The organism is Pseudobacillus badius (assembly GCF_002189605.1).
GTDB classification, from domain to species: Bacteria; Bacillota; Bacilli; order Bacillales; family Domibacillaceae; genus Pseudobacillus; species Pseudobacillus badius.
Genome location: NZ_MWMM01000001.1, coordinates 36,399 through 56,771, shown reverse-complemented (window position 1 = coordinate 56,771; position 20,373 = coordinate 36,399). Strand labels below are relative to the sequence as shown.

16 protein-coding genes are annotated in these 20,373 nt (G+C 43.3%); 3 read left to right on the top strand and 13 right to left on the bottom strand.

The genetic code is table 11. The annotated features are described in order from the left end of the window. Positions 1-17: 17 nt before the first annotated feature. Complete coding sequence (gene preA / locus B1A98_RS00265; protein WP_041099408.1) at positions 18-1,286, bottom strand: NAD-dependent dihydropyrimidine dehydrogenase subunit PreA; 1,269 nt, start codon at positions 1,284-1,286, stop codon at positions 18-20. A 29-nt stretch (positions 1,287-1,315) separates the two neighbouring features. Then, entirely contained in the window at positions 1,316-2,701 is a 1,386-nt protein-coding gene (locus tag B1A98_RS00260; RefSeq protein WP_063384253.1) for an NAD(P)-dependent oxidoreductase, read from the bottom strand. Between the two features lie 415 nt (positions 2,702-3,116). Here B1A98_RS00260 and B1A98_RS00255 point away from each other — a divergent pair, with 415 nt between their 5' ends. After that, complete coding sequence (locus tag B1A98_RS00255; RefSeq protein ID WP_082821671.1) at positions 3,117-3,659, top strand: hypothetical protein; 543 nt, start codon at positions 3,117-3,119, stop codon at positions 3,657-3,659. Then, entirely contained in the window at positions 3,656-4,045 is a 390-nt protein-coding gene (locus B1A98_RS00250) for a hypothetical protein (RefSeq protein ID WP_063384254.1), read from the top strand. Before B1A98_RS00255 ends, B1A98_RS00250 begins: the two co-directional genes overlap by 4 nt. Before the next feature lie 134 nt (positions 4,046-4,179). Here B1A98_RS00250 and B1A98_RS00245 read toward each other — a convergent pair whose 3' ends face one another. The 3 genes from B1A98_RS00245 to B1A98_RS00235 all read right to left on the bottom strand — a co-directional run bounded on the left by B1A98_RS00245 (position 4,180) and on the right by B1A98_RS00235 (position 8,048). Beyond that, positions 4,180-4,938: an ABC transporter ATP-binding protein gene (locus B1A98_RS00245; protein WP_063384255.1), complete on the bottom strand. Its 759-nt coding sequence runs from the start codon at positions 4,936-4,938 to the stop codon at positions 4,180-4,182. A 4-nt stretch (positions 4,939-4,942) separates the two neighbouring features. Then, the gene (locus tag B1A98_RS00240) at positions 4,943-7,261 is read right to left on the bottom strand and encodes an ABC transporter permease (protein ID WP_063384256.1); all 2,319 of its coding nucleotides are present in this window, start codon (positions 7,259-7,261) and stop codon (positions 4,943-4,945) included. A gap of 160 nt (positions 7,262-7,421) precedes the next feature. After that, a complete protein-coding gene (locus B1A98_RS00235; RefSeq protein ID WP_063384257.1) occupies positions 7,422-8,048 on the bottom strand; it encodes a TetR/AcrR family transcriptional regulator in 627 nt (208 codons plus the stop codon). Positions 8,049-8,590: 542 nt separating this feature from the next. Here B1A98_RS00235 and B1A98_RS00230 point away from each other — a divergent pair. Then, a complete protein-coding gene (locus B1A98_RS00230; protein WP_063384309.1) occupies positions 8,591-9,826 on the top strand; it encodes a Zn-dependent hydrolase in 1,236 nt (411 codons plus the stop codon). A 200-nt stretch (positions 9,827-10,026) separates the two neighbouring features. On the opposite strand, the gene B1A98_RS00225 is transcribed toward B1A98_RS00230, so the two are convergent. From B1A98_RS00225 to B1A98_RS00185, 8 genes are all read right to left on the bottom strand, one after another. Then, entirely contained in the window at positions 10,027-11,730 is a 1,704-nt protein-coding gene (locus tag B1A98_RS00225; RefSeq protein ID WP_063384310.1) for a methyl-accepting chemotaxis protein, read from the bottom strand. 296 nt (positions 11,731-12,026) lie between these two features. After that, the gene (locus B1A98_RS00220) at positions 12,027-12,452 is read right to left on the bottom strand and encodes a hypothetical protein (protein WP_125474337.1); all 426 of its coding nucleotides are present in this window, start codon (positions 12,450-12,452) and stop codon (positions 12,027-12,029) included. 253 nt (positions 12,453-12,705) lie between these two features. Continuing rightward, positions 12,706-13,971, bottom strand: a complete 1,266-nt coding sequence (locus B1A98_RS00215) for an ethanolamine utilization protein EutH (RefSeq protein ID WP_063384259.1) — start codon at positions 13,969-13,971, stop codon at positions 12,706-12,708. A gap of 342 nt (positions 13,972-14,313) precedes the next feature. Next, positions 14,314-14,979, bottom strand: a complete 666-nt coding sequence (locus B1A98_RS00210) for a DUF1266 domain-containing protein (protein ID WP_063384260.1) — start codon at positions 14,977-14,979, stop codon at positions 14,314-14,316. Between the two features lie 16 nt (positions 14,980-14,995). Then, the gene (locus B1A98_RS00205) at positions 14,996-16,537 is read right to left on the bottom strand and encodes a J domain-containing protein (RefSeq protein WP_063384261.1); all 1,542 of its coding nucleotides are present in this window, start codon (positions 16,535-16,537) and stop codon (positions 14,996-14,998) included. Continuing rightward, entirely contained in the window at positions 16,537-18,237 is a 1,701-nt protein-coding gene (locus B1A98_RS00200; protein WP_063384262.1) for a molecular chaperone HscC, read from the bottom strand. Before B1A98_RS00200 ends, B1A98_RS00205 begins: the two co-directional genes overlap by 1 nt. 192 nt (positions 18,238-18,429) lie before the next feature. Further along, positions 18,430-19,068, bottom strand: coding sequence for a FusB/FusC family EF-G-binding protein (locus B1A98_RS00195; protein WP_063384263.1), 639 nt, complete (start codon positions 19,066-19,068; stop codon positions 18,430-18,432). Between the two features lie 240 nt (positions 19,069-19,308). Continuing rightward, positions 19,309-19,584, bottom strand: coding sequence for a CD3324 family protein (locus B1A98_RS00185; protein WP_041099380.1), 276 nt, complete (start codon positions 19,582-19,584; stop codon positions 19,309-19,311). Between the last annotated feature and the right edge of the window lie 789 nt (positions 19,585-20,373).

The window sequence follows — 20,373 nt, the reverse complement described above, 5'->3', positions numbered from 1 at the left end:
TCTTTCCTCCTCTTCTTTTATGAATGGCAGATTGGAAGCTTAATAGCTGCTTGGCGCTCATTCCAGGTCATCGGCTCCCCGTTTGGTATTTCTACCATATCGATCGCTCCGTCTACCGGACACACGATGGAACATAAATTACATCCGACACAATCTTCCTCGCGAACCTTCAAATAAGCAGCCCCGCTCTCCGCTGTCAGCATATCAATGCATTGGTGTGAGGTATCCTCGCAGGCAATATGGCATTTGTTGCAATTAATACAAACATCGTTGTTAATACGGGCTACAACCTTATAATTAAGGTCTAAATTTCCCCAATCAGAATACGTATGAACGGACTTTCCGATCAGGCCGTCAAGCGCCGCGATTCCCTTCCCGTCGAGATAATTGTTTAATCCGTCAATCATATCTTCAACGATGCTAAAGCCATGATGCATAGCCGCTGTACATACTTGAACGCACCCCGCCCCCATCAGCATGAATTCAACAGTATCCTGCCAATTCGATATGCCGCCTATTCCAGAAATAGGTACATTCAATTCCGGATGGCGCGCACACTCCGCCACCATGTTTAAAGCAATTGGCTTGACTGCCGGTCCGCAGTAACCGCCATGAGCACCTTTTCCGGCAACATTCGGAATCGTCTTCCAGGAGTCGATATCTACTCCCGCCAAGCTGTTGATCGTGTTAATCATACTAATCGCATCTGCTCCGCCTTGAACAGCAGCATAGGCTGTGGCGGTGATATCCGTAATATTCGGCGTGAGCTTAACAATCACAGGCACTTCCGCCGCTTCCTTTGCCCAATAGGTTTGCTTCTCTACCAGCTCCGGCACCTGACCGGAAGCCGCCCCCATTCCTCGTTCTGCCATGCCATGAGGACAGCCAAAGTTTAATTCAAAACCGTCTACCCCGACAGCTTGGACTTTCTTTACAATTTCATGCCATTTTTCCTGTTTCGGCTCCACCATCAAGGAAGCAATCACTGCATGATTCGGAAACCTTTTTTTCGTTTCATAAATTTCCTTTAGGTTCTCTTCAAGCGGGCGGTCTGTAATCAATTCAATGTTGTTGAATCCAGCTACCCGCTGGCCGTTAAAATGAGTGCCGGCAAACCGGGAAGATACATTCAAAATCGGCTCGCCCAAAGTTTTCCAAACAGCTCCTCCCCAGCCGGCTTCAAAGGCCCGCTGCACTTGATAGCCGGAGTTTGTCGGCGGAGCAGAAGCCAGCCAAAAAGGATTAGGAGATTGAATTCCCGCAAAGTTCACACGCAAGTCTGCCATCTAAATTCCCCCTGTCTTTTTTTATTGGTTTATACGCTTTCCAATGTAACCTTATCAGCAGTGAATTGCTGATGAATGGCATGAGCTGTCAGTTTCCCTTGCTGGGCGGCCGTTACAACCATAGCCTCTCCCTGGCCGTCTCCGAAAATAACATCGCCAGCCGCGTACACTTTCGGATTGGATGTTTGATGCGTCTTTGTATTGATCTTGACAATTCCGTTGTTATGCTCCAGTCCTAATTCTTCAATTAGGGATAAGTAGCGCGTCTGTCCAATAGCTTTCACTATGGCATCTGCCTCTATAATGAACTCTGACCCCGCGACAGGAACCGGGCGTCGGCGGCCGGATGCATCTGGTTCTCCAAGCTCCATGCGAACACATTCCAAGGCCTCCACTTTCCCTGATTTATCTGCAATAATTCTTTTCGGCTGGGTCAGCCATCTAAACTCTACTCCGTCTTGCTTGGCAAATTCATATTCAAATTCATAGGCAGTCATTTCTTTTTCCGTCCGGCGATAAATCATTTTCACATTCTCGGCCCCTAAACGGACGGAGCAGGTCGCCGCATCAATGGCTGTATTTCCTGCGCCAATAACGACTATCTTCTTGCCGATAAACTGCTGATCCAGAGGAGGAGTTTTTGTGCCTTCGACAAATTCAATAGCATCAAACACTCCTTCAGCTTCCTCGCCATCAATGCCCAGCATCGGTACCTTTGACATTCCTGCTGCCAAGATAACTGCATCAAAGTTCTCGATGAGTTCCCGCACCTGAATATCCTTGCCTACTTTTGTATCGGTTTGAATGTTTACGCCCAGCTTTTCAATCTGCTCTACTTCCCATAAAGAGATTTCCTGAGGAAGCCGGAATGAAACAATCCCGTAAGTATCTAATCCTCCCGCTTTTTCTTTTGCTTCAAAAATGGTCACCTCATACCCGAATCGAGCCAGTTCACGGGCTGCTGATAACCCGGCTGGACCGCCTCCGATGACGGCTACACGCTTTCCGTTTTTTTCGCCAGCCTTAAACAGCTGCTCGTTGTTGTGAATAGCCCAATTCGTCGCATGACGCTGTAAGTTCCCGATCATAATAGGCAAGGAAGCATGATTCAATACGCAAGCGCCTTCGCATAATTCTTCTGTCGGACACACGCGGGCACAGCTTGCCCCTACTGGATTAGCCTCCATAATGACACGGGCTGAGCCTTTTAAATTTCCGGAAGCGATTTTTTTTATAAAAGACGGGATATTAATGCCGGTAGGACAAGCTTTAATACAAGGCGCATCATAGCAGTAAAGACAGCGATTAGACTCTTCAACAGCTTCCTTTGGCGTTAAATCAGGCTCAATTTCCTGAAAATTCATCCGTAAGTTGTCCAACGAAATGGTTTTGTTCTTTACTCGGTTTAAATGCATGCCGATTACCCCCTCATTTAGTTCCAAGCGTCCTATGATATCCGACATTTTTATCTTTCTTATCCATGTCATATATCCCGCTTGCTCAAGATAAAATAATGACAACTGCTGCTTCGCCCCGTATCCCCATCCCCTCGATTGCAAGATTGCCATGAAGCATAAAAAACGAACAAAATATTCTTACTATTCCAAATATTATTGGAAATAATAGTATGATATCAAAACACTTTTGTCAACACATTAGATTGCATTTTCATTTTAAATATAATGCAATCAATATCTTTATATGACTATTACATTCAACTACTTTCCTGTCTTTTTTATTCAGCTTAATTTATTTGCCATATGAAAATAGTGTAAAATAGAAATATCTCTAGATTGTCCGGCACACTATGGAAGGAAGGCGGGAAAGTTTTTGAACAGAAAAGATTTAGAAGCCCTGCTGAAAAAAACGGAGGAAAAAATAAAAGAACAGCAGATGCTTCTCAAGGACTTATCTAAACGCTTAGAAGCGTTGGAAGAACAAGAAAAAGAACGAAAAAATTATATTTCCTCTAAAGAAATCATCGACTTGGTTTTCAGGAAAATCGGAAAAACACTTAATATGTCCACAATTAAAAGATGGGCTGATGAAGGGTACCTTGGAGAAGTGATTGATGAAAAAGAAAAATTTTGGGCTCTGCGCTCCAAACAAGGCAAAAAGCGATTTCTTTATCCAAAAGTCGACACGTTTCATTTTTTATATGAAAAAGGATATTTGCTTCCTGAATTTGATGTACTTGACCGTGTACTTGTAAAGGTCCCTTCTGACGAAGCTGTTATTGGCATTGTTATTGATGCCTATCTGCACAAGGGCCAGTTTTTCTATACGATTCAAAGGGAAGGGTCTTTTGAACAGTTGAACGATGTGAAGGAGAGCAATCTAGCAAACGCGGCAGAGGAGCTGATGAATCAATGAAAGCGAAGATAAAGCTAACAAACACTGTGCCAAATCAAGAAATCGCCCGGAAAATTAAACGGGCCAACCAAGCTATCAATAATGCTCTCGATATTTCCTTTGCAAAAGATTTGTCTGCGATCTTTTTTGAAGGCGAGATCATCGTCATCCCGGAAAAAGCTTGGTTTTCTGATAGCGTGATCCTCGAAGGACAGGCAAAAGAAACGGATAACGGCTATGAAATCCGGCCAAAAGATAAAGGAAAGACCATTAATCTTCATCTGGATGCTGAGTTAGTTGCTGAATTAAATGAAATCCGACAGCATGTCATGAGCAAAACTCAGCATGAGATTATCCTTGATTTATTTAAAAAAGGACTAGAGCAGTACAACAAAGAAAAACTTTAACAAAAATCTCTCATTGTTGGCTGCTCATCAGCCGCTAGGGCTGCTTCTGCCTTTACAGCAGCCCTCTCCAATATATTGCGGCTTTAAAAATAAAGTTTTGTAGAAAAGTGGCGATAATTCGCTCGTTTCAACTATTATATGCCTAATTCTATCATTTTCCTTGTAACCTTTTCGATTCTGGTATCCATATTGGTCCCGTCATACTTGGAAAGTTTCAGCTCGCTTACGATTTTTCCATCACGCATAAACATAACACGTTCTGTCCGTGCAGCAACTTTTGCGTCGTGAGTTACAAGCAGAACAGTTGTGCCTTCTTCATTGATTTCAGAAAATATATTCATAATCTCCTGTGCAGATTTCGAATTGAGTGCTCCGGTAGGCTCATCTCCAAAAATTATTTTCGGGTTGTTTATAAGGGCTCTGCATATCCCCGCCCGCTGCAGTTGGCCTCCTGATACCTGTGTAATATCGTGTTCTTCAAGCTCTCCAATGCCGACTCTTTTCATCAGCGCTCTTGCCTTATCAGAAATGCTTGCAACGTTTTTTCTGTTGTCACGCATCATAGGAAGAATGATATTGTCGATAATGTTTAAATTTTTCAGCATAATAGGTTGCTGAAAAACAAACCCCATTTTTGTTCTGCGCATATCTGAAAGCTCATTTTCTCCCATGGCGGATAAATCCCTGTCTCCAAATACGACCTTTCCGCTATTAACCTCATCCATTCCACTTAGTGCAAACATCAGCGTCGATTTTCCTGATCCCGATGGACCCATTATCGCAACGAATTCGCCTTCGTTTATTTCAATAGAAAGCTCATCGAGAACATTTCGCTGTTCCTCTCTCTCTCCGAAAGATTTTGTTATACGGTCACCGATAATAATCTTCTTCATTTGCTTACCCCTTTATATTTTCTGAAATTTTGATTTTTCCTGCTCCCGATGTGCCACCTATTGTTGCGATTAGTACCGCACATACCATCATCAGCGGACAAAGTAAATATGCCGAAAGTGGATTAACCGTAAACTTAAACGAATCCGCTCCAAACGAGGAGATGATCGCCCCCGCAAGTAATTCTCCGAGAGTATTTGCCAGAAGCGTGCCTAGAACAATTCCGATAATTAAAACGAATACTGATCGTGACATATACTGTATCCTGATATCTGATTTCGTAAAACCTAGGGCTTTCATTGCTGCAATGGAGGTTCTGTCCTTTGCAATAAGCAGTTTCATAAATAAAAGTGTAATTAATACTGTTATAATGAGCGACACGGCAACAGCTGCGTAGGATGCCGTTTCGACAGAACGTATGGTTGAGCCAAATGTCTGTGTCACAAATTCATCAACATTAGAAATTTTCGCATAACCAAATTTACTTGAGTATTCAGAAGTTTTATTATCGACCATAGATGTATCCGAAAGTTCAGCAATGATAATGCTCCACATAATATCTGCCGACTTATCGGTGAATACAGCCTTTGCAGTTTTACCGCCATTGGTAATATCAGAATAGATCCCGCTTACCGAAAAATCTTTCTCCTCTCCTTCAATCACCAATGTAATGCGCTCGCCTATCTTTTTATTCAATTCATCGGCGTTTATAGATGAGAGGGCAATTTCGTTTTCTTGAACGGGGGCTTTTCCCTCAGAATATGCTATAGGAAACGCAGAATGGTCGCCCAGTTCAACTTTTAGATTTTCCTCCGTTCCGTCTTCCATTTTTGCCTTGAATATTTTGGTTGTCAGAGCAGCATAATTGGAAATCGCACGGTCATTACTTATTTCCTTTAAAATTTCGTCAGTTTTTTCAGAGATATTTGGAGTCTGCTGTATGTCAATACGCATATCGTAATCACCGATACCCATATATTTTGTGAAGCTTTTTGAGGATATCGTGTTATACAAATTCTGTGGAACAATGATGATAAATGATGAAACGACCAATACAGCAAGCATTGTGGCGTAAAGCTTCTTTCTTGTGAGAACGTCTTTGATACCAAGAAAAATATTCGTGTTAAATAACCAATTCCTATTCAAACAAAAACGCTTTGCGCCTGAACTCTTTTCTTGTGAAGTACCAAAGCGAATGGCTTCCACAACGGATATTTTCCGAAAATGCTTTAACACGCCATTAACATAGAGAAGAATAGAGAATAATACCAGCAGTATGCCTATAATTCCGAAAAGAATTGCAAAGGAAGAATTTTCGGCTTCCCCCATATAAAGGCGGATATTCTCAAGCAGTATGCCTTTGAACAGAATCGAAAGCCCAAAACCGAGTACGCTCCCCACCGTAGCAATCGCTACATACTTTACGAGATAAATCCTTTTGATATCGGAAATGCGTAGCCCTATTGCTTTCATCACACCAATTTCATGGTAGTCATCTTCCATTTTCGAAAGGAGCGTAAAGCGAATGCAGATAAATGTGATGGCAACGACAAGTGCGCTTACAAAAAGTATAACGGCGATCATCATTCCATCTGAAAGTGCATTCATCATTTTGAAAAGCGTATATGTAACTGTTGGACCGTTTGCTTCTAGCTCTGCGGCAGCATAAGCAGTTTCAAATTCGCCAAGCGCAGACAAGTCTTTTAATCTGAACTCAATCAAATGTTCTATACTGCCTAGATTTTTCATTTTTTCGTAATCATTTTCACTGACAAGAAATCTCTTGGAAGCGGAGAGTGTAGAATTCATTTGCGAATCGCGAAGAAATCCCGCAACGACGAATTCCTGACCGCTTATTACCGCCTTGTCACCGACCTTTGTGATGTTGTCCCTCATATAGCTTATTGGAACATAAAGCTCACCTTCAGATACATTGATGATATTTCCATCAAGATCAAGAAGGTAATCGAATTGTTCACTCTGTGTGCTAAAACCGTTATCCTGAACACTATCCACTAATGAATTTTCGCCAAGTATAATTTCTGAGCCGTCTATGTTGAGGAATTCAATTACCTGAAATTCATCGACATTGCTATTCTGCTCTGCAAAAGATGTAAGCCGGGCATGATCAATTTCCCCCGAATGCATCTGTAGAAAATGGGGAGTTTTAGATTTTGTCATCAGAGTATCTAGTGCACCTGAAAGATTAATGGTTAGGATCGCCGCCAGCGAGACAAGCATAGCTGCGGCAGCGACAAATATCATAGTTACCAACGTAATCATTTTATTCTTTAAAATGTCATTGCCTATTATTCTGAAATACATAATTCACCTCTGTTTTCAAATTTGCCGATTTTACATAATGAAGAAGTGCTGAAATCACACCTTCCAGCATTCCCTCGATAACAATGAGAAAGAATCCTCTTTTGCCTGTGCAAAAATATCCCCCATTCATTACTCCGACTATCAAAGAAATTTTTTCGAGCTATTCATTGCTCATAAACATTTGTATAACGGACATAAGGCTCCCTTTTTCAACATCCAGTAGTCTTTCTACATTAAAAATAAACGCCTGAATGCGGGTAACACGATCCTCTTCTGTCATCTCAACCATATCATTATCAAAAATAGTATTTGCATATGTCACAACCATTTCCATGCATTCATACGGGTATGGTGTGCTGAATACGCCTTGTTCAATGCCCTCACAGATGATTTCCGCCAAAATAGGTGTAAGGCCGTTAATAATGACTTTCTGTATTTTCTGATGCATAAGCGCATTTTGAGGTCTATGAAGGTGTTCCATCATTTCCCCGCTACTTCCGCTGCTTAGATTCATTGACATGACAACACGGATAATACGATCGACTAAGGGGATCGTTTTGTCTGCAGCCACCTCTCTCGCTGCACCTAAAAGCCGGTCACTATAACGCTCAATCAGCGCATCCATAATATCCTCTTTTGATTTGAAATGATGATACAATGTGCCTCTCGCAATTCCTACCTTTTCGAGAATATCGTTTGTACTCGTACCGTCAAATCCCTTCTTCCCGAAAAGCTCATCTGCCACATCAAGAATTTCATTTTTGCGTACTTCTGCTTCTTTTCTCATTTTCTCCTCCTTTATAGACCGATTGCCTGTCGGTAAAATTGTAACATGCTGTATAAATCTGTCAAGTTTATTTTCTGGGATTCATTTATACTCATATTTAATAAAAAGAATGCTGCAGGAAGGGATTTAGTAACGACGAATTCAAACTCCAGCTTCGCACAGCAAAATTGGTTTACTCTTTTTTGGAATGTCCAATAACTCCCTCTATAATTAATGCTCAGTAACTATTGCGGCACCTAAATTTCTGAACATAGCCTAATGTTTTGCGCGAAATGTTGGGGAGACGCCTACTAGGGCCGATTCATATTTATCCAATAGCTCTACTAGGCGTCTCGTTCCTCAAGCGGCTCTCAGGAAATGATCAAACTTTATTCCAGGCCAACATAGGCGGATTTCCTCTCTATCTATTCTCCCCTCTTCCTCTTCATAAAATAATTTTAAAAGAAGGATTATTGTCTATCCCATAGAATCTTAAATCAATAGATATATATTTATTGATTGATAACTTTTTTCGCAAAAATATCTTAATCGGGGTGAGCAATTTGTATAAGCAGAAACTAGCTATTAATGGTGAACGGTTAAAAGACACACTGGAAAGCTTCGCAAATTTCGGCCGTACAAAGAACAACGGGGTGACCCGGCTGGCCTTGTCTGAAGAAGACCTCCATGCCAGAAATTACTTTCGTTCCTGCTGTGACGAATTGGGCATGCCTGTCCGTGTAGATGATATGGGCAATATGTATGCAACCTTGGCAGGTGTTGAAAACAAGCCGCCTATCGTTGTCGGCTCACATATGGATACGGTGAAAAAAGGCGGACGGTTTGATGGAATATTAGGCGTGGCAGCTGGTCTGGAGGTAGCCAGAACGTTAGTCGAACATAAAATTCAACCGCAAGTTCCCCTGACGATCGTTAACTTTACGAATGAAGAAGGCGCGCGGTTCGAACCTTCGATGATGGCGTCTGGTGTTTTGTCAGGAAAATTTGATAAGACGGTTATGATGAAAAAAGCAGATAAAGATGGAACTACTTTCGAAGAAGCTCTTCAGTCTATCGGCTATGCCGGCGACAGTAAAAATCGCTTAACAGAGGCTGCGGCTTTTCTCGAATTACACATTGAACAAGGACCGATTCTTGAACGGGAAGCTCTGACAATTGGTATCGTTGAATGCGTGCTTGGAATGGTATGCTATGAAATTGAAGTAAATGGGGAATCTGATCATGCCGGCACTACCCCTATGAATATGAGGAAAGATGCGCTTTTTGCTGCTAATGATCTGATTGCAGCCATCCGCCAGCAGCTCGCTTCACTGGACGAGGAGCTCGTCTTTACTATGGGCAGAATGAATGTTTTTCCGAATATCCACACGGTTATCCCGAACAAAGTTGTCTTTTCACTAGAGGCGAGACATAAAGATCCTGCAGTTATTAAGCAAGTAGAAAAGGTGATCCACAGTCTCCCTGCGCTCTCCGCAAAACAGAACTGCTCTGTAAAAACAGAAAAGCTGTGGGGCCGTGACACCGTTTGGTTTGATCAACATATTTGTCAGACTCTGGAGCAGTCTGCCCAATCCTTAGGCTATTCCTTTAAGCGCATGGTCAGCGGCGCCGGCCATGATGCCCAATTTATCGCCAGCTATATACCTTCTGCAATGATCTTCGTTCCGAGTATTAACGGAAAAAGCCATTCGGAGGACGAACTCACTACGTGGGAGGATTGTGAAAAGGGCGTTAACGTCTTATTGGAAACAGTCCTTGCTCTGCAATCACCCTCTTAATTGCTGCTGGATTACAAAAGCAGAATTTTGCTGAATGAATTCAGCAAAGTTCTGCTTTTTTCTGTTATACGGGAGAGAATATTTCCCGGGAAGTGATCATTCGACCAGCCTGACGCGAAATGGCTAGAAGACTCACCATTGTTCTCTAATCGGGCGGAGCGAAAAAGGATAAGTACACTCGACAGCAGAAGGTTCTTTTTCTAAACAACAAACTTGCGGATTAAGCTGTTCAGATCCTCAGCGAGCACGGACAGTTCCCTCGCCTTTCCGGCTACCCCCTCCATAGAGCTGCCTGTTTGAAGTATGGAAGCAGATGCTTGTTCAATTCCCGCCGCTGATTCTTCTGCAATCGAAGCAATGCTTTCAATAACTCCATTCATTTGCTCACTGTCGGCCGCTATATCCCCCAGGCTTTCCGACACCGTTTGAATTCTTATCGCCATATCGGATACAGAAGCTTCAATCTTAGCGAATGTCTCTCCTGTGTCTTGAATTTTCTCTATGCCGTTGCCTACCTCCGTATACCCTGTTTCTAAAGAAGCAGCGACCTCAGCTGACTCTTCTTGAATGCTGGTAACAATATCTGTAATATCTCCTACCGAAACAGCCGCTTGGACAGCCAGTTTCCGTACCTCATCTGCCACAACTGCAAACCCTTTTCCCTGCTCGCCAGCCCGGGCTGCTTCAATAGCGGCATTCAAAGCCAATAAATTTGTTTGCTCAGCAATGCCTTGGATCACAGCGACTAATACAGAAATCTCCTTCGTTTGTCCATCAAGTCCCTTTACTTTCCTGACGGCGTTCTGCATAATGACATCAATCTTATTCATCTGGCTTACAGAAGCAGTCATTAAGCAGCTTCCTTCAGAAGTTAACTGTAAAACTGCTTTTGAAGCGTCTTCAATGCACTTTCCATTGCTATTGGCTTCCCGAATCTTTTCCGCATAGCTGACCATCGATGTTGACAGCTCATTTGTCTCGTCTGCTTGAACTCCCGCTCCATGCGAAATTTGCTGCATCGCAGCTGCCGCTTGCCGGCTTCCCTCTCCCACTTCACTGGAGGTTTTCGTCAGCTCTTCACTTTGGCCGGATACATGCTCAGAGACAGCCGTCATTTTCCTGATCATCTCCTGTAAGCTTTCAAGCATTTTATTCATGGCACAGCTCAAGCCGGCGATTTCATCCCTTCCTTCATAAGTGCTTTTCTCAATAGTTAAGTCCCCTTCAGAAATACTAGCAGCCATTTCTATCACTCGGTTCAAACGGCTTCTCACTAGACGGTTGATCATGTAGACAGCAGTCAAACCAGCAATAATAGATAAAAGAATAGACGCCACTAATACTAGGATTGATTTATTTAAGCTGTTTGCAGCCTCTGCAGACGCCTCCTCTCTTTGCTTATGAATTGTGCTCTCCAGCTCCTCAAGCTTCCCGACCGTCTCGCTTCTTAAGGCTTGAGCTCTTTGCCTGGCAAGCAATATGTCCAATTGATCCCCGCGTTGGACAGCAGAAATCATTTTATCGTAAAAAAGCGTAGTCATTTCCTGATTATTTTTTTTAATCTGTTCAAAGAGTTCTGCTTCCTTATCTGTTTGCATAGTAGCTTGCAGCCTTTTCTCCAACGTGTGGAAGGCTGCTTTTCTTTCCTCGAACTCTCGAACAAACCGGTCATCCGAATGGTTAATATAGTCTGCGATGCGAATATCTTGCTCCTGAAATAAAGAAGCCATTTTAGTGATTTCAATAGACCTGTTCCCCTTTTGCTGGAGAGCGGCAACCGCTTTCTTAACATCCGACAGCTGGATATAAACAATAACTGCAGAAATACAAAAAAGAAAAATGACTCCTCCTAAAGCTAAGCCGTACTTTTTTCCGATATTCATGTTTCTAAACAGCTTTGCCAACAAGTTCTCCCCCTTCTTTTGCTCTTGCTGAAAGAGCCCTTTATTCAAAATCAAACAGCCGAAAAACAAATCTTTAGACCTGAATCCTTACTCCTATTTTATATAAAACAAACTATTCATTCAATTCTAATTATTACATCTAATTTCAGCCGTATGGAAGAATACCCCTTCATGGCTATACAAAAAAGGAGCTGGCCCAAAAGGTCATGAAACATGACTTTTTTTGGGTCGCCCCTTTTTTGTTGCATCTTCACTCTGCTCTTTTCGTAAACAGTAAAAAGGTAAATAATTCCACACTAACCTCCGGACTTCTCTTTCATGCGCTCCGTCACTTCCATAAACCACTCTTTCTGATTTAAATCGACTGTCAGCCTGGCTAAATCAAGAAGCTCCTCTGTTGTTAACTCATCATTCATTAATGTTAATTGATGATAACTGTACCTATGTTCTCCTGCCGGCTTTCCATTCCTAATGACAAACACCATGGCGCCATGATAACTTGCTTCTAATACAAAGCCGATTGCATTTCTGTTTTTGATTTTCACCCAAACTCCTGCTTTATACAAGTTAATGCCCCCATATCCCGCCTTCTGCGAGTTCGTTTTCCCGTCTACTTCCCGCGACATAATGAGCAGCACAAACAAAAACATAATGGATGGTCTAAATAACCAGGCTGATTGAAAATGCCGGCCCGCCAGCGAATACAGCAGAACATTTAGCAAACAGCCAGCTGCCAATCGAAGAAGGGCTGCCGCCAGCCTGGATTTATATTATTATATTCAGCTTGTGCTTTCGATGACAACCTGACTGTTACATTTTGCCGGGCAAATATTACAGGGGACGCAATTTTTAAAGCTTATGAGAGAAGCTCCTTTGTTTATGAACGCTTCTTCTTACTTTTGGTGAAAACTTTTCTCGTCGGCGGCCAAAAAAAGAATGGAGGTGCATTTGCACCTCCATTCAGTCAGTCAGCTATTAACTAGTTGCTTCAAGCGGATTTTTATTCTCATCTGCCGCCTGTTGATTTTTAGTTCCTCTTTTTTCCAGATTCTCAATCCGTTCAAGCTCCAAGGCTTTCGGAATAGAAATCCAGTAGCACAGGAGAATAGCCAGGATCGCCCCTAAGAACTTGCCAAGCATGACCGGGATAATGATCGTCGGCTGGAAATTCGCCGGAAAGGCCAGCTGATCGCCAATCATCCAGCCGCCGGAAATAGCATAAGCAATGGTTAATACTTTATCCTTTGCCGGCATATCCTGAATAATTTTGAAAAGAGCAAGCGGGTTAGCCGTAGCGGCAATTACACCGGCACTTCCGATGCTGCTTAAACCAAGAAGCTTGCCAAAGTACTGCAGCGGCTTGGCCAAATACTTTTGGATCGCATATACCATCGGAAAAGCCCCGGCAAGCATAATTCCGATATAACCGGCAATTTCAAGCCCTCTGAATTGATCCTTTTCATCTGCAATGATAGGGTCAAATCCCCAATGTCCGAATACGGCAGTGAATACACCTGTAAAATATTCAACAATTGTACAAGCTAAAACAAGTTTCATCGCCGTGCTCATAAACCAGCCGATTCCCATAAACCCTTTAATCATTAAATTAGGAAACATGCGTAAGCCGACAGCAATAAATATTCCTACCGCCGTTAAAGGAATTAAGTTAATCAGAATCGTGCCGATCGACATGGATAATTGATAAGCCGGTTCGGCTGTTGTGCTGATTGTATCGCGAATTTTTGTTTCTGTCAGCGCTAAGATACTTGTTGTAATAAATACGCTGATAGGCACTGTCAGTACACCTGACATCATTCCAAGAGCTAAATATTTATGGTCCCGCTTTTGCAGCATCGCGAGAGCCACCGGAATCGTAAAGATAATATGAGGCCCCATTATAATGCCGTTTACCGTGGCAATAATCCAGTTTTCACGATCACTGGCGAGTACATCGGCCAGCTGATAGCTGCCCATATCACTGGATATAAGTGTGGTTGCTGCCATCGCCGGATCTGCGCCGATGGCAGAAAAAAGCGGACCGAAGGCAAACTCGATAAATTTTGATAAATACGGAATAGACGCCAGCGTGGCGGCAATCGGAATGAAAATAGGACCAATTGTATGAATCCCTTGAATAAATTCCTTCCCCATTCCTTCTTCTTCATTACGGACAGCGGCAATGGCTCCAATAATCACAAAAGCCATGATTACATAAATGACATAAGTCCCCAGATGCTCCATAGACATCCTCCCTTTCCCCTTCAAAGTTGTTACGCATGAAGATGCATTCCTACGTAAATAAAAGAACAGATAAAAACGGCTTGTATACTGTTTGCAAATTCCATGCCACTTTTTCACAAAACAGACACAATTCTGCTATTATTTTCTTACTTTTCTTATTTTTCAGCTGATTCTCAACGCAAGAAAAGACAAAATAAGCGGGAGCGAAAAGAAACAGTCATACTTTTTTATGAAGAAATGCATTTTTTATTCATTTCTTCATATTTTCGGAAAGAATAGCACGCTAGCTTAAAAAAGAGAACGAACAAGAAGGCTGCCCAAATATCGGACAGCCTTCTTGTTTTAAATTTCTGTATTCCAATCTATTTTCTGCAGCGGACTATGACGAGAGGCGAATAATTTCCTGATAGTCGGCTTTTGTATCGATAAATATGGCGGGGACTTTTGCGGAAGGACACAATCTACAAATTGCACGCCAATAATGTAAGCCGTGGCATACTCTATCCAACTGGAATAGGAGGCTTGAGCGAGCCGGGCAGCCTTGATCATATATTCTTCTGCTTCATCCGGTTCCATATAGCCTAACTTCATGCCGTATCTGCTTAACAAAATACAATAGGCATAATCAAGCGCGGCGATATTTCGCGGAGACATCCGGCGAAGGTAGCGGTTAGTAAAATCCGCTCTTTTTCGAGATTCCTCTTTTTCATCGGGCATGGCTTCAATCGCTTCCCGGCGGCTTTCTTCCGGAATGATAGAGAGATAATTTTGCAACTGGGTGAATTCTTCTCTGCTTCCTGACTTCAGCAGATTGTCCAGCACGGGCTTCAACTGCTCCTCCTCGTGGATTTCCCATTGCTCTAACACTCCGCGCATTTTACTCATACTCATTTTAAACTGCTGGTTCACAGCAAAATAATAAGCAGATTTTCCGCTAAAGCACACAGAGGTCAGCGCATACAAATAACGCTCTTTTCTTCTTCGCTGTTTGAACTCTTCAAATGCCATATCATCCTCCCCCTTCTCAATAACGGGCTGCCCGCCAAGCCTTCCGTATCTCTCTAATAAATTTCCTGAAAATCCAAGCAAAAAACAACAACCATATACAACTCCAAAATCCAAAGAAGCTGGCGCTAATCTCCTCGACAAAGAAAGAGAAAACAATCACCAAGACAAACTCGAAAGGATTCAGATAAACCATTTCGGTAAACACGTGCCAGCTATAAGCCATCAATGCAAACAGAAACATCATCTTTATTTTTGGAAGGCGGCCTAGAAAGAGAAGGAGCTGTTTCCCTGCACCAGGTTTTTGCAGTTCCTTATTCAATTCACTAAGCGGCGGCCGTTCATTCGCTGGCAGCTCTTTGATCATGCGCACATGAATAGCTGCCAAATAGGTGACTGCCTCGCTGGCATTCGGTTCCATCTCCTGGATCCGCTTAAATATGTTTCTTGACTCCGCCAGCTGATTTTGTTCAAACAAGCTTTTTCCATAAATGCTGAGTGTATCGATATGGTCCGGCTTGGCATCAAGAATGATCTTGCATTGCTGTATCGCTTCCGGCAGCTGTTTTGATTCATAAAGAGTATAAGCAAGCATCATCCGTGCTTCTATATCATCCGGATTGATTTGCGTCGCCTGTCCGAGCGCTTCACTTGCACGCTCCAGCCGTCCCGTATGCAAATACACGCTTCCTTTCAGTCGCAAAAGCTCCGGGTCGCCTGTAAAAATCGCTTCTGCTTTATGAAGCCACTCTTCCGCCTGCTCCATCTCATTCACAATCAGGTGTTGCAAAGCACATTCCCTGCAGTAAAGATAGGCATCGAAATCTATGTTTTTCGCTCGCAGCAAGAACGAATAAGAGAGGCCCGGATAATAGGGTTTGACTTGATGCTGAAAATACTCGGAAAAGCGGTCCGATGCATAGTCCCAAAAAGGATGATCCTCGTCGAAAGCTTCCTGGCTCCATTGAAAATTGCTGTCGAGCAGCTGCCAGATGCTTTTTGGCAGGAACGGATAATCTTCCAAAAAAGCCAGCAGCCGCTCGCTTGCTTCCCTTTTCAGCTCGAAATTCCAAATAACATCTGAATCAAGAAGAGCCGTCCATGCCTCAATATCAATGCGTTCAGCGAAATTCTCATAAAGCTCTTCCACTCTGTTCATGAATTCATCGATTAATTTTTCGTTTCTGCGAAAAGGGTCCTGGTAGTCTCTCCAGTCAACAGGCGGAGGCATGGGGATATGGACGTCAGCCTCTGCATGGTTATCCATCTCCACGGCTGCTTCCGCTTGATCATTCCCCCCTATATCATATTCCTCTGCCTCGTCATAGCTGGCCGCCCATCTATTCCCTTCCTCTGCCCTCACGCCGGCTTCCATTGGTACAGACGCTCTTTTGACCGCTGTTTTCTGGTATTTAACAGCCCAATCGTAAGCTTCCCTTAGCCGTTGATATCCAGCCGGGTCCTCTTCTGGATGGTGAACTTTTAATTTCCGGGCATATGCTTTTTTTATAGCTGACAGCTCTTCCGTAGGTTCAATCTCCAATATATCCCACGCTGTCATTAATAATCAGTCCACCTTTCAAGCGAAGCCAGTTCTGCCTTGAATACCTGAGCCGCTTTTTTAATGGCTATTTCATCTTGTGAAGCCAGCACTCGCTCGAATTTTTCCAGTATGAAGGCTACCTCCTCGCGCTTATCTCCTAACGCTTCTTCATACAATCTTTCTCCCTTGGCAAGCAGCAGTCTATTTTCCGTTCTTTCCCGAGGATGAATTTTAATAGCTTTCAATTCTTCCATTCTCTGATTCATTTCCGCTTCTGACAGGGAACCAGGATTTTGCTCGATCATCATCGTCTGTTTTTCCCCTGTGCTGAGAATGGTTACCTCTACCTCTAACAAGCCGTTCAAATCATAAGTATAACGAACATCCACCGCCTGCTCTCCTGCCGGGGATACAGGAACTTTAACAAGCATTTCCCCCAGCTTCAAATTATTTTCTATGCGCCGGCTTTCCCCTTGATATACATCAATCAGGATGTCGCTTTGTTGATCGTGCATGGTATAGAAGCGCTCTACCTTGCTGACCGGAATCGGAGTGTTGCGCTCAATGATCGGCTTAAAATGCCCCTCATCAATTTGATGGTTTCCTAGCCGCTTGGCAATGCTCGTTCCAAGCGTATACGGGCAAACGTCCGTTAAAATCAGTTCCTGCAGAGCTTCATTTCTTTCCTTCAGCGCTACTTGCACAGCGGCTCCAATTCCAACCGCTTCGTCTGGATGAATCGTGGAAAAGGGCAAGCGGCCAAACATTTTGCTGACAACCGTTTTTATAATAGGCATTCTCGTTGCCCCGCCAATCAAAATAACAGCGTCAATTTCCTCTATGCGAAGAGACGCATCGCTTAATGCGCGTTCTACCGGCTGGCGCAGCCGTAAAATTAACGATCTGGCGAGCTTTTCAAATTCACTTCTGCTCACCTTCACTTCAAAATTCTCTTCCCCGTATGTAAATTGCATACTTCCTGTATGATTTCCCCCAAGCTCCCGCTTGCATAGCTCCGCTTGCTTCCACAAAGCAGAATGAGCATTTGCATCAAGTTCCTGCGGATCAATCTTCGCGGACTCCATAAAGTGAGAGAACAGCAGATTCGTAAAATCCTCGCCTCCTAGAAAGTTATCGCCAGCAATCGACTTTACTTCCATAATTCCTTCGAACAGCTCTAAAATAGATACATCGAAGGTGCCCCCGCCTAAGTCAAACACAAGAAACTTCGTATCGGACTCTTCTAAATGAAGACCGTAAGCGATAGCCGCCGCAGTTGGTTCACTGATCAGCCGTTCAACCTTTAACCCTGCAAGCTCAGCCGCCTTCTTAGTGGCCTTGCGCTGCCTGTCGTTGAAATACGCCGGCACACTGATCACTGCCTCTGTTACCTCCTCTCCAAGGCAGGCTTCTGCATCACTTTTCAAAGCTTTTAAAATAAAGGAAGAGAGTTCTTCCGGAGTAAATGTATAGGAGCCTACTGAATAAGTTTTTTCGCTTCCCATGTATCTTTTAAACGCCGAAACTGTCATATGCGGATGGGAGATTAAACGTTCTTTAGCAATTTGACCAGTTAAAATTTCGCCGTTATCGTCGACACTGACAATCGACGGAGTAAGATGTTCACCGAGAATGTTCGGTATAATAACTGGACGATCTTCCGACCAGTAAGCAACAATACTATTAGACGTGCCTAAATCAATACCAATGGTTGTCATCAAAATTCCCTCTTTTCAACAGTTCTTCCACTGTTCATTACCTTTTACAACATTTAGTATAAATATAAAAAACATCCTAATCAATAAGAACTGCTATTACATTTGCTTCGGTCAATAAAAGCTGCAGCCTCTTGCGCTTGTTTTTCAAATAAAAAAGCATGCCGCGGGGATCAGGCATGCTTTTTTCGTTTATTATTGATTCAGCCGGCTGATGAAGTCGTGCAGTTTATCAAGCGATGTTAAAGTTAAGTTGCATTTTTCACTATCCCGGCAAATATAATTCCCTCTTTTTTTGAAGGTTCCTTTGTCTGCTCCTTTGACTTCGGCGCTAAATAGGCCGATCTCTTCATAACCGTGGCAAATCGTGCAAATCCCTTTTTTGCCGGCATATTTAAATGTTCCTTGCACTCCGATCAGTTTTTGATGATGATTAGCAACTAAATACATTTTGCTTGACCCCTGGTCGTTCCAAGCCAGATAAGATATTTCCCGCAAATCCATTGATTCCAAATCCGGCAGCTTTAGCTTCTTAGCTTTCGGGAAGAGTTTTTTCAGAGTTTGTTCCGACAACTTGTTAAAAGGAATGACATAACGCTTTAGTCCATTCAGAAACTTTTCTCCCTGCTCTTTATTCTCCACCTCTGTCACCGGGCTAAGCAGCTGCCGTTGCTCTTCCGTTAAGCTGGTGAATGCCTCTATTACATTTTCTTCCGTCATTTCTTTTAATGCTTTTAATACCCCTTCATGCTGGGCAGCTGCATGCCCGTTCACAAGATTTTTCACTTGTCTTTTAATTAAATTATATTGATCATTTCTTATAAATGCTTCCATAGCTCTCACTCCTGTTCATTCTTCTTTCTACGTTATACGATCGGCCTGTTTTTTAAAAGGCAAAGAATGACTAGGAAACAAGTTTGCCATAAAAAGAGCTGGTCTTCATGGCGCGGTCGCTTCGTGCCATGAACCCGCCAGCCCTTTTTAAATAAAGACCCTTATCTATCAAAAGCAGGCGGAGAAAAATAGCTTCTTTTTCTCCGCCTGTTTTATTTAGAGACTTATCGGACAGCCCCGTCATGACATACATGATTTGACATACACAATTTTTTTGACGGTTTCCACCGACAGACAATAGTCGTCTGCTAACTGAGGAATCGTTTCACCATTCCGGAACGCCTTGCGGATCGCCGCATTACGCTCATCAATCAGCTGCCGTCCGCCGGAACGGGCTCCCCACTTTTCATATGAACTTTTTGGCTTGGGAATATAAATCGTTTCCCCTTGCACATACTTTTGGATTTCTGCAATTAAATTTTCTGGTAAAACAGCGGTTGCTTTTACATACTTCACTTTTGCCAGCTCCTTATTTTTTAAAAGTAAAATAAGGTGCAAAGCCAAAGGATAGGAAACACACTAGCAACACACTCAGGCGATGGCTTTCTCTCATCACCCCATGCAAAGTATCGCCTCTCCACCCTCGGGCTTTGCATGAGACGCTGCAAACTTTGGCAATCTGCTTGAAATCGCCATATCATCACCTCCCCGCTCTTTATTATACTTCCTCCGCGGAATAAAAATCCAGATTCCTAATGGCCTGCTCTCTCTTGAGCGCACTCCAGCCCGGTTGCGTGAAAACCATTTGACAAGAGAAGAAACCGGCGTAATGCCGGTCCTTCCATCTATCACTCAGGCAATAGTTTTTCTCGTACACGTAACATTGCGAGCTCTTTTTTCTAGTTAAAAGCTTACGTTCTTTGCATAAAACGAAAACCAGTGCACGCGGCAAGCGAAGCACTGGTTTAGATTATGGGTAGGGGCTGTTGATTTCCATTCCAGACGCTTCACTTTCCGCGGGGCGGGCGGTGAGCCTCCTCGGCGCCAAAGCGCCTGCGGGGTCTCTCCTGTCCCGCTGATCCCGCAGGAGTCTTCGCGTCTTCCATTGCAATCAACGAAGGACAAAGTTCGGGCAGCCCTATAGCCATAGCTGTTTGAAAATGAAATCATCAGCCGTCCTTTTTAGTTTGTTTGTGGGTAGGGGCTGTTGATTTCCATTCCAGACGCTTCGCTTTCCGCGGGGCGGGCGGTGAGCCTCCTCGGCGCCAAAGCGCCTGCGGGGTCTCTCCTGTACCGCTGATCCCG

Bases quoted from the DNA above. Each gene is read 5' to 3' on its own strand.
- preA (WP_041099408.1), bottom strand. From the start codon at position 1,286: ATGGCAGACTTGCGTGTGAACTTTGCGGGAATTCAATCTCCTAATCCT.
- B1A98_RS00260 (WP_063384253.1), bottom strand. From the start codon at position 2,701: ATGCATTTAAACCGAGTAAAGAACAAAACCATTTCGTTGGACAACTTA.
- B1A98_RS00250 (WP_063384254.1), top strand. From the start codon at position 3,656: ATGAAAGCGAAGATAAAGCTAACAAACACTGTGCCAAATCAAGAAATC.
- B1A98_RS00245 (WP_063384255.1), bottom strand. From the start codon at position 4,938: ATGAAGAAGATTATTATCGGTGACCGTATAACAAAATCTTTCGGAGAG.
- B1A98_RS00240 (WP_063384256.1), bottom strand. From the start codon at position 7,261: ATGTATTTCAGAATAATAGGCAATGACATTTTAAAGAATAAAATGATT.
- B1A98_RS00235 (WP_063384257.1), bottom strand. From the start codon at position 8,048: ATGAGAAAAGAAGCAGAAGTACGCAAAAATGAAATTCTTGATGTGGCA.
- B1A98_RS00215 (WP_063384259.1), bottom strand. From the start codon at position 13,971: ATGGAGCATCTGGGGACTTATGTCATTTATGTAATCATGGCTTTTGTG.
- B1A98_RS00210 (WP_063384260.1), bottom strand. From the start codon at position 14,979: ATGGCATTTGAAGAGTTCAAACAGCGAAGAAGAAAAGAGCGTTATTTG.
- B1A98_RS00205 (WP_063384261.1), bottom strand. From the start codon at position 16,537: ATGACAGCGTGGGATATATTGGAGATTGAACCTACGGAAGAGCTGTCA.
- B1A98_RS00200 (WP_063384262.1), bottom strand. From the start codon at position 18,237: ATGACAACCATTGGTATTGATTTAGGCACGTCTAATAGTATTGTTGCT.
- B1A98_RS00195 (WP_063384263.1), bottom strand. From the start codon at position 19,068: ATGGAAGCATTTATAAGAAATGATCAATATAATTTAATTAAAAGACAA.